General features: G+C 34.5%; 7 protein-coding genes. 1 reads left to right on the top strand and 6 read right to left on the bottom strand.

Going from position 1 to position 13,439, the window contains the following annotated elements:
• The 6 genes from DMB71_RS00455 to DMB71_RS00430 all read right to left on the bottom strand — a co-directional run.
• A partial coding sequence (locus DMB71_RS00455; protein ID WP_239452882.1) for a DUF5977 domain-containing protein occupies nucleotides 1-947 on the bottom strand: 947 nt, incomplete at its 3' end.
• 82 nt (nucleotides 948-1,029) lie between these two features.
• Entirely contained in the window at nucleotides 1,030-3,459 is a 2,430-nt protein-coding gene (locus tag DMB71_RS00450) for a hypothetical protein (protein WP_111362741.1), read from the bottom strand.
• A gap of 14 nt (nucleotides 3,460-3,473) precedes the next feature.
• A complete protein-coding gene (locus DMB71_RS00445; RefSeq protein WP_111362739.1) occupies nucleotides 3,474-9,149 on the bottom strand; it encodes a hypothetical protein in 5,676 nt (1,891 codons plus the stop codon).
• A complete protein-coding gene (locus DMB71_RS00440) occupies nucleotides 9,146-9,745 on the bottom strand; it encodes a hypothetical protein (protein ID WP_111362738.1) in 600 nt (199 codons plus the stop codon). The genes DMB71_RS00445 and DMB71_RS00440 overlap by 4 nt, the downstream gene beginning before the upstream one ends.
• Nucleotides 9,729-10,151: an OmpH family outer membrane protein gene (locus DMB71_RS00435; RefSeq protein WP_111362736.1), complete on the bottom strand. Its 423-nt coding sequence runs from the start codon at nucleotides 10,149-10,151 to the stop codon at nucleotides 9,729-9,731. Before DMB71_RS00435 ends, DMB71_RS00440 begins: the two co-directional genes overlap by 17 nt.
• 714 nt (nucleotides 10,152-10,865) lie before the next feature.
• Entirely contained in the window at nucleotides 10,866-11,651 is a 786-nt protein-coding gene (locus tag DMB71_RS00430) for a glycoside hydrolase family 3 N-terminal domain-containing protein (protein ID WP_394336368.1), read from the bottom strand.
• Nucleotides 11,652-11,931: 280 nt separating this feature from the next.
• Between DMB71_RS00430 and DMB71_RS00425 the strand changes: the two genes are divergently transcribed.
• Nucleotides 11,932-12,960, top strand: a complete 1,029-nt coding sequence (locus tag DMB71_RS00425) for a LacI family DNA-binding transcriptional regulator (protein WP_111362735.1) — start codon at nucleotides 11,932-11,934, stop codon at nucleotides 12,958-12,960.
• The last annotated feature ends 479 nt before the right edge of the window (nucleotides 12,961-13,439 follow it).

Below are 13,439 nucleotides of genomic sequence, written 5' to 3'. Positions count from 1 at the left end.
TAAGCCTGCCCGTTTGCATTTACATCATTCTGCGCAAGTGCATCGGCTTCTGCTTGGGTTGCAGCGGTGTATGTTCCTGCGTTGACAGTGTAGGTCACAGTTGAACCTGTTCCTCCAGCTCCGCAGTTATTTCTAGTGAAAGTTCCGCTTTTTGCCACGTTTACAAAAGTGCAAGAACCTTGAGCATTAGCGTAAGCCTGCCCGTTTGCATTTACATCATTCTGCGCAAGTGCATCGGCTTCTGCTTGGGTTGCAGCAGTGTATGTTCCTGCGTTGACAGTGTAGGTTACAGTTGAACCTGTTCCTCCAGCTCCGCAGTTATTCCTAGTGAAAGTTCCGCTTTTTACCACGTTTACAAAAGTGCAAGAACCTTGAGCATTAGCGTAAGCCTGCCCGTTTGCATTTACATCATTCTGCGCAAGTGCATCGGCTTCTGCTTGGGTTGCAGCGATGTATGTTCCTGCGTTGACAGTGTAGGTTACAGTTGAACCTGTTCCTCCAGCTCCGCAGTTATTTCTAGTGAAAGTTCCGCTTGCTATTAAGTTTTTATATAATGATTTTACAGTAATCGAAATATTGATTGGCGTACCTGAGCAGTTTCCTAATTTTGGCGTTACGGTATAAATTGCCGTTCCATCTGCACCACCAGTATTGGCTAAAGTTTGAGCAATTGATGTACCACTTCCTGATGAAGCTCCGGTTACTCCTGTCTGAACTACAGTCCATGAGAATGTTGTCCCAATTTTAGAGGTTGTTAGGCTAATGGATGTAGCTTCTCCAGATAAAATGCTCTGAGTCGAAGGGGTTGCAGTAACATTTGCCTCGCAGATTGCAGGATAGGATGGAGAGCTACCTTTTATTGATCCAGTAATTGCTGGACAGTCTTGAGCTCGCAAAACCATTGAATTAAAAATTATGAAAGCTAGCAATAGCAGATGTTTTTTCATTTTAAAAATGCTTTTTATAATTTTAATTTATTACAGGCTTATTGTGTTTAACAAAGCCATTTAATATGTAATTGACTTCAGTTTATGGCGTGCATGAAGTAACTCCTGAATGGCTTACAATTCTTTGCGCTACAATTTTTATACATGGTGCAGTATCAATATTTTCTCCTGCTCCTGCTCTTGGAAGATCAATCTGCTGTTCTACTCCATTTACGTCTATATAAATAACAGAATCTGTACCTGTATGCTCGTAAGGGTGCATGGCACGATATCCATATGTGGTTGTAGTTGGCTGTTCTGCTCCACAATTGCTGAATTCTGCTACCGTACCATCATTAGCGATTCTAATCGTATATCCATCAATTCCTTCTTGACGCCATGTGTTTCCGCTTCCTACTTTATTTTTTAACTCTGGATCCAAATAAAGCTGGGTTCCTATTCCTAAAGAAGTAGAAGCTGCATAAAATGTGTCAGGAAAAGTTATTGCTGAACATGCTTCACTTGCAGAGTCTCTTCCTGGAGAAGAAAAACGGTATGCTCGTGATGTAGCTTGGCAACAATTCTGATTGTCGTTCCATGCAACGGTTTGACTTAAAACGGGACCATCAATTGTTAGTGAAGTTTCACTGATACAAGCGCCAATTGAGAATGTGTAAGTTTGATCTCCACCTCTTGGTACGGGCTCAAAAGTTTTATTAACTTCTGTTCCGTTTGGAAGGAAATAGTTAAGTGTAATTGGTTCTTGAGCCACAACAGTAACATAATCTAAGAACCTTTTACTGCAAGTAGAAGCAGAGCATGTATAAACTTCAGTTATTTTACCTGTTGCATCAATTTTGTAAGCCGTAGCATTATTTTGAGTTTTATACCATGCGAAGCTATTAGTTACAGGTACAGGAGTTGATAAACTCTGATTTGTAAATAATTTAGTCCCAATGTTTAGAGCTGCTGTATTGGCATAGAATTTATTTGGAAAAGCTGTTTCATTACATGCCAGTATGGATGTAATGCCTGAATTTGAAAACTGAAATGGATAACCAGTGTCTTTTATAATTTTGATGATTCCTGTTATTGGATCGCAGTTTGATGGGCAAAAATCTATATTAACAATTTCTGATTTTGATCTGCAATCATCAGGATCAAATAGAGGAGAAGTTGCACCAGCTATTCTCGAAAGTATCCTTACATTACAAGAGTTTAGCTGTTCATTGTAAGAGATGTACTGGCTAGTATTTACATACAATTCATATTCAATTCTCTCATAGAGTTCTTCAACTGTTTCATATTCAGGTTGAAAAGGTGCAATTCCGTATCCCATGTAGAAATGAGCATCATATTGTCTGTCAGGAGAAAATGAAAATTTTATCTCTGACAAATAGCCAGTATTGAAGCTTTGTTCTCTATTGCTTACATAGTTATAAAAAGAGGTTCCAGTATTATTTTTTAAATAAGGCAATAAACTACTATAATCAGAACCAGGACCGCTATTGTTGATTTGCAGGTCAGTCTCACCCATTAAAGTCCTTGCTACCAATTTTTTTACTACATTTAATAAAAGTCCTTTTACAGTTTCTGATTTTGGATTTTCTTCTGTACAACTTCCAGACATTAAAGAAATAATTACTTTAGAATTAGTTGCCTTACACCCAGTAAGGTTATCAGTGACATTTAAAAGTACTTTATGGTAACCAGTCACTGAAAGAGTGATTGGAAATTCGGGAGAGCTACCTCTTTTTATTAATGCGCCATTGGGACTGTAAAGGTTCCAATCAAAAGTAAGAGAAGAATTTTGGGGACGCCAGAAATCTGCTGTTAGGTCATAAGTCTGGTTCATATTTAATGATGTTGTGGAATTTGAATAATCGCCAGGAGCCATTATTCCAAAAGAACGTTCATTTTCAGTAATGCCGCATTCATCAAGAGATCTGACAGCATTATCATAAAATGTTGTGCATCCATTTTGATCTGTAAGTACAAGTTCAATTATATACTCTCCCAATGTACTTGGAGTGAAAGTAAAATTTTGATCTGTACTGTTACTAACCAATGTTCCTTGAGGATCTAATAGACTCCAGCTGTAGGTGTATACGTTAGAGGGGAAATATGTTCCGCTTAGAGAAGCGGTAACAGGCGTAGAGGAGACAAGAATTTCATAATCAGAGAGCATAATGTAACCTCCACGCTCATTAGCATCTATAACACACGAAGCTGTTGCTGCCGAACGCAAAGTTGAAGTATTTGTACTATTTACTGCTAACGCTTTTTTTTGCGTAAGCAATTTTTTATTAGAGAGATTTTTAGTTTTTTGTACTCTATTAATTTTTTGAAGTCTTGCACGAAAAGCATTGATTTCTGATGGTAGGTCTTTATCTGCAACACCTCGTTTTTTTAAAATAGCTCTTAATTTAATGACATCAAAATCATTTGGTTTCTCAGTTGTGTTTTGAGAAAAAGAGATGGAAAAAACAAAAAAACTTAAAAGGGTAAAAACTAATTTATAGATAATTTTCATCTGTTTGGTTAATTTTAATTGCAAGAAATAACTTGTTTTTTTACTACGACTTTTTTGCTCGGAGCAACTCTTAAACTTTTTCTTCCTGTATGAGACTGATCAGAAGAGATGCTTATTTCATTTTTCCTCAATTGCGCTTTATAATCGAAATGTGATGCTTTGTCGCAGTCCTTCGGGTTGCTGTCATAATCTTCGAACCCGTCTGAAGCTAATTCGCGGTATTCTGTATTAGAGCCTACAGCAACAGGGAAACGATTATTATAGCCGTATATGGCAGAGGAGTATCGGTCTAAAGCATCTTTGTTTTCTATTTCCTGGCCATAAGGGGTATATTGAGTCACTTGAGATGCAGCAGTCCATTTCTGTTTATTGTCAGTTGAAATCTGCCAAATTAAGTTAGCATCCAAAACATAGAATGGAAAGAAATCTGTAAAGAATCCAGTTTTACGTGGAGTAGGATCTTCTGTAGAATTTCTTCCTGTTAAGAAAGCATAAGATCTATCTGCTCTCCAGTTTCCAAGAATGTTGTACAAGTACGGGTTGTATGATGTATCAGAATCGCTGTCTTCTGTTTCTGCATTCTCAAATCCGAATTTCAGATTTCCTTGAGCATCAAAAGTCATTTTTGGCAGATTGCATTCACATTGCGCAGGCCAGATATCATTGTATTCTACAGCCGAAGCATTTACGATCCTATTGGATGAATCATTAGATTGGAAAGGTGTGTTGCCAATATTTGATTTTATTCCTGTGATCTGATTGTTAGCATCGTAATTGTATAACGGATTCTTCATAGAAGTAACGCTTGCCATACCTGCTGTCTGCATATTGCGATAGCCCGAACGAATTACTTTAATTTTTCCTTCAGTTTTGACATCTTGAACCAATTTTCCTTTTGAATCAATAAGTTTGAAATCGGTGTCAGATACTTTTACTGCCCAAGCTCTTATAAGAAGTTTGGCATTTTCATTATCACGCCCTGTTACCCATACTTCATCGCCATTGATTAAGTAGTCTGAAGGCTTATTTTGTGTGGAAGTGCTAGTCGAAGCAAATTTGTAACTTCCGTTTAATGGTTCAATTCCAGTAGTAAATTCTGCATTTTTTGCTGCCTGACCCATTCCACGGTATTTCCAATAGGCAGGAAAACTAAAGCTGAAGTAGTTATCATCATATTCATTAGTGGTTTGAGTCAATAGAATTTCACCTGTTTCGGCATCCCAAGCCAGATTTTTAGTTGAAACTTTAGACCCGGAATCGTATGCCACTTTTTCAGAAAGTATTCCTGTGCTATGGATTACTTTTGTTGTAGTTGCTGTTCTTATCAAGTTTTCATGTTTTGAATAGCTTGGAATTGGAGTTGGAACCACAATCACAAATATGGTGATAGGAAGTGTTGCAATATTAAAATGAATACCAGCTGTTGTGGTTGTAGAAGTGTTTTCTCTAAAATCATTAATAACATCATAGTCCACTCCGACTAGTTTTTTAGAGATATTTCCTTGAGAATCTACAGTTTCTATAGTATTGTTTAGTCTTCCTGAATTTGGACTTTGAGGATTTGAAACAGTACTGTAATTATAGTCTACTCCTGAAATAGCTTGCGTTTGTCCTTCTCCATAAACTCTCTGATTTTTCATTTTTCCATCCATATCATTGGTATGAATAGAGAAGCCTTGAGACATTGTAATATGATTCTTTACATTTAAATTTAAAAGGTTTGCTAAAACATTTGAAGTGTCAAAATTTGAAGACAATAATGTTTTGTCCACAATAGTAGGAAAGTCTTTTGAAGTATAGAATTCAGTTACAACAGAGCCAGTTGCATGCTTTTTGACTACTTTGTTCTCTGTTTCATTTTTTCTAGGAAGATTTGCAACAGTTACCCTGCTGTAGGTTATTTTTGGTGAAGGGAAAAATGATTCTCCCAAAGGTTCTTCAACATAGTTATCGCTATCAGGACCTAACAAAAGATCTCTTTTATTTTTATCATAAAAAGGCTTTACAAATGGATTTTCTTTCGAGCCCAATGGTTCATAAGTTGCAACTCCAGATGAGTTTCCGTTTTTGTCATTATAGTTATAGGTTTGTCCATAAGATTGCTTGTATAAATCATTAGTGACATTTCCAGTCATGATGTTCCATTGATCATTAAGCTCAACCTTTTTGACTCTGCTGCCTCCTCCAATTTTATGTCCATTTGTATTCATCAAGCGAATCCAGGATTTGCCAGTAACAAAATTGCTGGCAATTCCAATTCTTTTTAATTTCTCATTAGGACCTGAGAAAATTTCTAAAAGAGCAGACATTTGTCCAATCAGTTGCATGACAACACCTTTCACATCATCGGTATTCTCTTCATTTTTCAGATCATACATAAGCCTGTTTAAATTCTGCCGTCCAAAATTCCATCCTGCTTTCTGTATTGGATTAGTGTTATTGTTATTATCATTATTAAGAGTAAATTTATCATCTCCTCTTACCTTTTGAAGAGGAATAGAGGCATATTTTTTTCCGTTGCTTGGATTTTGAAAAAAGCCACAAGTGCCTTCTCTTCTTACGTAACCTGTTACATAATCATATTTGTCTGTATTTCCACCAGCAATTGGGTTTGGGCTTACCATATTTAGTAAAAATCTAAAATACATAGGGTTGTCTGCTGTACCAATAGTTTTTAAATAAGTGTCTTTAAAAATTTTATCTGCATTTGAGCTTGTAATATCAAAATCTTTATCTATTTCCACATAGATATAATCGCCTAGAGCAACAGTTTTAATAGAGCTGTCAATTGCGCTTAAATTTGAAGGAGTCTGATTTCCGCTTCCTACAATTTTAAACATCTGCATAGCTTGTTTGTCTTGCACAAAAGCATAATCATCAGCTTCAAAATTTACTTCAATCAAACCTCCAGAAGGGAGTTTAATAGATTTTAAATGCCAAACAGAAGCATATTTATCAGCGGTTTTGCGATCATTTTGATCCACAAAAGGAAATTCAGCATTAGACAATTTGCCTGTTGTGCTTCCGTTTAGATTTTTTTCTGATGGTTTGTATCCTCCCCATACATCATACGCCTTCATATCATACAAAGGATTATGATTTGTATCTTCTGAAATATTATAATCGGACTGATCTGAGCCATCTGCTTTTTGGGTAAGACTTGTAGGCGCATATTTGAAAAGGTATGGAGTAAATTTCCCCATTTTTGAGTTTTTATAAGTAAAATATACCTTGGTTAAAGTCAATTTTCCCTGCTGTCCTTTTTGCTGTTCAACGTCCTTGTTCTTATTATTGTCAATTCCCTGGCATAGACTGTAATCATATTCAAAATATGCTTCCTTGATTGGAATTGCTTTATCTCCTTTTGTTAAATATTCTGGTTTAGAGTACAAAGAAATTTTATCAAGCTTATACATTTTTGAATTGTCTCCACGGCCTCCATTTTCATCTGCCACACCATACCCGTCATTCCTTTCCGAAATATGAAAGATTGCAATGTGGGTTTTGGTTTCAATTTGTTTTACGTATAGTAATTCTTTTTCTCCGTATAGATAATTTCCTTTGTTGTCCTTTGCACTAGAACGAAGGCCTTCATCGTAATTGGCTGCATTTTTTTCGAATGGAACTCTCCATTTGTAAGCATTTGCACCGCTTTTATTCTGATAGTTAAATTTTGTATACGTTCCTAAGTCATCGTCTGACGGCCCATCGTCTGTTAAGTCTTGGTAATCAGAAGATAAAACAGATGTTAATAAATAAGTGTGAGCATAAGCTGGCGTAGTGGTTCTATTAAAATATCTGTCGCCACTTTGGTTATTGTTAGGAGAATTGTCAACTCCAGGATTATAGGGTACAAGCCCTTTTTGATAGTTAGGATTTGAATTTCCTACATCAAATGTTACTTCTTTTTTGATAGAGTTATAGGCAGCTCTCCCATAAATATATCGTTCTCCGCCATCTTTGGTAATCTTTATTTCAGAGGTATGATGATCTTGTTTCCCTTTAATAGAGTATGGACTGAATTGATTATTATTTTTATTTTCATATCTAGCAAAGCCAAATTGAGATGCTTCAAGACGGTTTAGTTTTTCTATTGATTGGTTTCTAGAGAGACGTTTTGTTCTTAAAATAGATCCTGTCTCAGCTATGGCATTTGTACCTGAACCGATATAATATTTCTGACTTGTTTTTCGTGAGAATTTACTTCCTTCTATATTTAACTTTACAGGGCTATATCCTCCTAAATTATTCTGTAAAAGACCTAATTCTTTATCAACATGATTGCCTCCAATGTTTTTAAAGAACACTTTTTCGTAATCAGGGCGGTTGCCGCTCTTTTTCTCTCTAAATCTTCCTAAAGCTGGATTTAAATTTTCCCATACATTAGATTTACTGTTTCCCAAAGTAACTGTAGCATCAACTCCTACGTGAACACCCCCGCCAGCTCCAAACTCTAAACCTAAACTTCCTCCAGAGGTTTCGTCTTTTGTTTCGTTATCATAAACATAACCAATTTGAGATTTGTACGGACGATACATTCCTGAGATTCCCTGTCCTTGAATGCTGTAAACATCATAAGTGTTGTTGGTAATAGGCAAAGAAGTTGTATTTTTATTAAAAGTCCTGTCTTTTTCTCTATTAAAGTCTAAGACATCAGATTTCCCCGCATTATAAATATTTTCAAAACCGTATGCTTTTTCAATCTTGTGTTTTTCTGAATCTTTGATTCCTTGGCTTGTAACATATCCTGAGAATTTCATACCTGGTTCAATTCCCCAAATTTCGCCTTCAACATTGACGCTGAACATATAATTTGAAGATTTCATGCCAACTCTTTTCGAGGGTGTAAAAGAAGCATCTACAAAAGATACCGACCCTGAAGTTAATTGCTCACTATCCGAACCTTTTGTTTTAAAGTCGGTTGAAGTTTTATTGAATGTTCTACTAGTAGAATTTGATAATGTAAAGCCTTCTATTCCTTTTCGGCTATTGTAACTAACTCCCACATTAGTGCCTAAAAAATAATCATTATCTGCAGTGCTTTTGAGTTTTGAAGAAAATGAGACACTTGGAGAAACTGAAACACCTTCGGTGGCAGAAGATGAGATATTCATTCCCACAGATAAATTATCGCTAATTTGATAACTCAAACCAGCGCTTGAACTTACTCCAATACCATCGTAATTATTGTATTTTACACCTAGACCTACACTCCCTTTAAGACTAGGGCCTTTTTTGTCGTCATTTTCTTTAATAGCAAATAGAGTTGCGAAAGCATTAAAATCTGCTCCAATAGTAATGTTAGGTTTTAGATTATTTTCATAGATCATTTCATCACCATTAAAATCATCTGGTAAACCACGTACTTGCCTATTAATCTGTCCAACATCGAGATTCCATCCCAATCCTACCCATGAAGCTTCTTGATCCATTGTAGCTCCAGAGTTGTAAGCTAAGTTTAGTGGGTAACCTCCAACATCCATTATTGGAATATTGTAGTTAAAATCACCGCTTGCTAAATCAACCATGTCAGAAGTGCCTATAGGGGTAAAGGCTTCAAATTCTGGTTGAGATGGACCATTTGTCAGTGCATAAATTTGCATTGGTTGTACAGTTTCTAACAAAATCATCAATGCTAAATAAATAGCAACAATCTTTTTTAGTTTGCTTACTTTTTTTTGCTTAATCATAAGGCTATTTTGGTATAGGTATCTTTAAATTTGAATTTTAGAGTTCCTTTTCTAAAAAGAAAATCATTATAGACAAGTTGTATTTTTTCATTTGGATCAATTCCAGAAAAAAACAATAAAACTCTTTGGTAAGGCGCAATTTTATAGGTGCGTTCATAAGTGACTCCCGAACATTTAATAGTATCGTTTTTAGAAGTCACAACATAAAAGTCTTTCTCAAGGCCAAAAGACATATATTTAACGGCATCAGTATATTCGATGCCAGTAAAATCTTTAGCCAGTAAATCTTTTTCTTCTTCTTGCTGAAATGTAAATTCAACAATGCGCTCTCTTTTGTTTTGCTCATAAAGTGAGTCTACCGTTCTAAGGCTATCAGTTCCCATGTCTTTAAGTAAATAGTACTGGATAGGGACTTCTGTGGCAGTAAATCCGATGTCTTCAATTTTTTGCGTATAAGCACGAGATTTCCAACCCAATTTTTCAAGGTTGAAATAGCGATCTCTGATTTCTGAATCGTCTGCTGATTGAGGATCTTTTTTACAAGATGATAAAATACAAACGAATAAGACAAAAATAACTTTATTTAAGTCCTTCATACTTTTGATTTATATAGGTGATAAATTTGTCTGTGACGTCAATAGATTGGTCTGCAAAAAGGACAATGCCATTACTGTCTGAACCAACAATAATGTTGCAGTTGTTTTCTTTTGAAAACTCGGCAGAATAGCTCTTTATTCTAGACCATATTTTAGAAGACTGTTCGGAACTGTAGAAATCATTAAACTGGTTTAACTCTTCTTTTTCCTGAATAAACTGCTTCATTAAGGTTTGTTTTTGGGAGTTAGAGAGTTGATCGGATTCTAGTTTTGAATACAAAGCGTCAATATTAGCTTTTCGGCTGTTGAATTCTTTTTCTCCATTTCTTTTAAGTTCTTTTGTCATGCTAAAGCTTTTAAATACTTTAGCATTGTCAACATATAGGATTTTTGCTTTTGGTTGCATTAAATGCAACACTATTAGAACTGTTGAAATAATAACCAGCAGGATGTTGATTATTAATAGTGATGGTTTGGGGATTGTTCTCACTGAGGTATGTCTTTTAAATTTTTGGTAAAAATTATTATTGAAATTCTTATTATTCTACTTTTTTTGAAAACACTAACAGCTTTTTGTTAAAAGACCTTGATTAAATTTTAATAATAGCATTCCGTGGTATTTTTTTCTATTAAAAATGTTAAAATTGTCTCTGTTAAAATTTTCCTGCCAAACTTATATGTTATTCTCATAAAATCTTTACGTAATTCCTCAATAAGGGCAACTATTTAAGATATTTTTGAATAGATAAGAGGTAATGTGTTGATTATTAGTAGTTTTGTTTGGTTGTTTTTTTGAAAAAAAGTTTTTTTTTAGTTTATAAAAACGGATGTAAAGAATATTTTTCTTTAAAAATAATGACATTTCATCTAAAGGTGTAGTAGATTTTATTTCTCAAATTTGATGAAGAATTTAAAGACTTCAGATTTTAAAATGCTTTATTTTCTAGTTCAATAAATTGTAAATCTATAAAAGTTAGCAATTATCTTATAGGTTGTATTTAGAGTTGTTTTTTCATAAGAATTTAGAAATATAGATGACAAATCTTGCCTGTTAGAAAATAGGAATGTATAATAAAAAAAGTCCTAATCAAAGATTAGGACTTTTATGAAATATTTTAACTTACAATTTGTTATTATATTGAATATTCGGCTTTTGAGCAATTTCCAAATACTTTAATATCTCATTGCTAATATTTTCAGCTGTAAAACCGAATTTTTGATCTAAAACCGAAGCAGGAGCAGAGTAACCAAAATGATCTAAACCATAAACAATTCCTCGAGAACCCGCTAAACTTTCAAGATTAATAGGAAGACTATGTACTGCGTAGTGTTTTGCACAGGCTGCCGCTTTTAGATATTTTGGATCATCTCCTTGGAGACCTTTTACAAACGCATCACCTAAAACAGCTGTCAGAAAAGGATCTTCTCCATAAGTTTCCTGTCCGCGTCCCCATCTGGGATCTCTAAAAATATTAATATTTGGAGTCCAATAGGTAAGTCCTAAATAGCGTTCGTTGGTTCTATTAAGTTCAACTGCTTTATTGTAAATGGCTCTTCCTTCGAGAGCAGAATAGTCGGCCATTTTGTAAAGTGAATTTTTATCAAAAGTAGCCGCCATTGCAATCGCCTGCGGGAAAACCGTTGTTTTAAAAGGAGTTCTTGCCACTCCATGAAGCGTTTCGTTCCACCAGTCATAAGCAGGAATTCCTAATCTTGGTATAGCAGGTGCCGCATTTAGCATTTGCGCTACTTTTTCTTCTAGTGTTAATTGCTCTATTAAGTTTTCTACTCGTTCTTCAAAAGTGAGATTAGTATTTTGAAATGGATATTTAGAGTCATTTTTCTGTGCAGTGCACCAAAGTGAGATTAATATCAGAATCTGATATTTCAATTTTTTTGTTTTCATATGAATAATTTTTACTGATGTTGCGACTGATGGAGTGCTGTTCTTTTTATAAAAAAATAAATTGCAACCGATTGTGTAAAGAAAAGAAAAATAATCTAACTTTAGATTATTATTTTAAAAATAATGCCATTTTTATGTTTTATTGATGATTTTTTATGATAAATATTGTGTTTTGTATTGATTGTAAGTAAATTAGTTGTGTAAAATAAAAGATGGTGTTGTTGAATTGACTAAGCAATTTTTAAATTATTTTTAAAATTTACGACTAATCATAATAGTAATGGAAGAACATAGACATGTAACAATTTATGACATTGCAAAGAGACTTAATCTGGCTACATCGACAATTTCAAGAGCTCTAAAAGATCATCATACCATAAGTGATAAAACTATTAGGAAAGTTAAAAAGACAGCCGAAGAAATGGGATTTGTTCCAAATACTTTAGCTGCAGGACTAAGAGGCAATAAATCTAAAACGCTTGGTGTTTTAATTCCCACTATCACACAGCCTTTCCTATCATCTTTAATTAGCGGTATCGAAATCACTGCTAGAAAATCAGGCTACTCTGTTATTATTATGCAGTCGCATGACTCTTATGAGGAGGAGGTTAATATGACGAAATCGCTTTATAGCAGCAGAGTTAGCGGTGTAATTTGTTCGCTGGCTATGGAGACAAAAGACACCTCTCACTTTCAGCAATTTTCAAATAATAATATTCCTCTCGTATTTGTAGATCGTGTGCCTAAGGACTTTAACACATTTAGGGTAGTGATTGATAATTATACGGCAGGATATAAAGCGACAAAACACCTTATAGACCAAGGTTGTAAAAGAATTGCGCATATGACCGCAGGTGCAGAATTTGGCAATCTTTATAATGAAAGAAAAAGAGGTTATATAGATGCGCTTGCAGATTATGGCATTCCATTAAAAGAAGAATTGGTTATAAATTTGAAAGCCATGACTTATGATGCTGGAGTTAAAGCCTGTAATAAATTGTTTGGACTAAAAACTCCGCCCGACGGACTTTTTGCGCCAGGAGACATTCTTGCTGTAAGTGCCGTGCAAACAGCAAAAAAGAAAGGAATTAGAGTTCCTCAGGATTTTGCTGTAATTGGTTTTAATAATGATCCCATTTCAGAAATAATCGAGCCGAATATTACAACTATCACGCATCCTGCGGAAAAAATGGGAAAAGCAGCCGCCAATATTGTTATTGATACGATAGAATCTCATAAAGAAGAAGCAAAAGAAATCACATTTCTAAATACTGAAGTACTTGTGCGCGAATCTTCAAAAAAAGTTTAGAATTCTATTTTATTAATAATGTTTTCTTTTTACAACAAATTAGGGGAAGATGGTTTTTAAAGTTTGTATTTGAAAGTGCGAAAATACTAGTCAAATCAAAACGGAACTAGTTTTTGGTTATTAATTAACAATCGGTTGCTGGCGGTTAACCGTCTAAATAAAGTAAACTAAATTTGCATTATATTTTTTTGTATAATTTTACACAACCGATTGCTTTTTGTCGAAAGTAATATTATTTTTGTCAGTCTAAAAAAAAATCGACACTCTTTTATTACATAGAAGAGTAAAATTTAGCTCAGAGAACTTAGATTTTAAGTGTTTTTTAGAACTAGCTCTAAGCTGTTATAATATTCAAGTGCAGATTGAAACCGAACTGAAAGAAAGAAGAAGTTAATTATTTAAAGAAAATATCCCTATGCCTGAAGACAGCATTGAGCACATTAATTTTGAAGAAATCAATAATCTGGCAATTTCGAAGC

The sequence above is a fragment of the Flavobacterium tistrianum genome (genome assembly GCF_003254545.1).
Classification (GTDB): domain Bacteria; phylum Bacteroidota; class Bacteroidia; order Flavobacteriales; family Flavobacteriaceae; genus Flavobacterium; species Flavobacterium tistrianum.
This window is presented reverse-complemented; position numbering and strand designations above follow the sequence as displayed.